Below are 866 nucleotides of genomic sequence, written 5' to 3'. Positions count from 1 at the left end.
GACCGACCCATATCCAACGGCACCCGCTCACCGTCGACAATCGTCATCACCACCACACCATCACAACTGGTTTCGAGCAGAGTGCTGTGAGTGATCGACCCACCAAACGCCAACGCCGACTTGCCGGGCGTATCCGCAGGGACCGACAGGTTGATCAACGTCGACGGTAGAGCGGTCACCGACCGGTCCCCGGAACCAGCGGCCATATCCAAGACCATCTCCAACGCGTCCGCGCGACGTCGAGGCGCTTCACGTGGATCTTTCGAACCACCCGGCTGCGGGACCGGCGCCGACAGCTTCTCGATCGCCGTCGCCAACTTTTCCCCGACAACAACATCCAGACTCCCCGAGACAGCAACCCGCCCATCATCGGTCCGCCCGATATCCAGGGCATTCAGGTTGCGGTCTTCTTTCGCCGGTCGTCCGCCCTCGGTATCCGACGAGTGATGATCCCCGAGCTGATGTGCCCGTGCAATCACCTCAGCAGGTTTGGCGCCGGACAGCACCTGCGCCAACAGATCACCCTCGAACTCAGCCCAGGTCTCGACAGTCGGGGGTTCGCCGGCATGTAGTCCGATCTCATTGATCCCGCGCACAATCGCGTCCATATGCTCACCCGAGATGGCCCCGTCGGCAGCGTGTTTCAGCGTGCGTTCCACCACCGCCGATGTCCCGATCCGCTGCATCCGCGCAGCAACGGCTGGCGCGTACCCCATCTCGATCAACAAGGCGATCGGCTTGTGACCATGCCGTTGTGCCAAACCCAGCCGGTCGAGATGCCCGGCGCCGGCGGCGGTGAGCGAATCGACGAGGTTGCGTATGGTGACCAGTTTCTGCATGTCCGTGAACACGACCTGCCCGGTCTG

Annotated in this window: 1 protein-coding gene; it reads right to left on the bottom strand. The window is 62.9% G+C overall.

The window, feature by feature from the left end; all coding sequences use genetic code 11:
* A partial coding sequence (locus tag GD1_RS17175; RefSeq protein ID WP_157079528.1) for a DUF222 domain-containing protein occupies positions 1-839 on the bottom strand: 839 nt, incomplete at its 3' end.
* Between the last annotated feature and the right edge of the window lie 27 nt (positions 840-866).

The sequence above is a fragment of the Gordonia desulfuricans NBRC 100010 genome (assembly GCF_001485495.1).
GTDB classification, from domain to species: Bacteria; Actinomycetota; Actinomycetes; order Mycobacteriales; family Mycobacteriaceae; genus Gordonia; species Gordonia desulfuricans.
The sequence above is the reverse complement of the archived record's forward strand: the minus strand, read 5'-3'. Positions and strand labels throughout refer to the sequence as shown.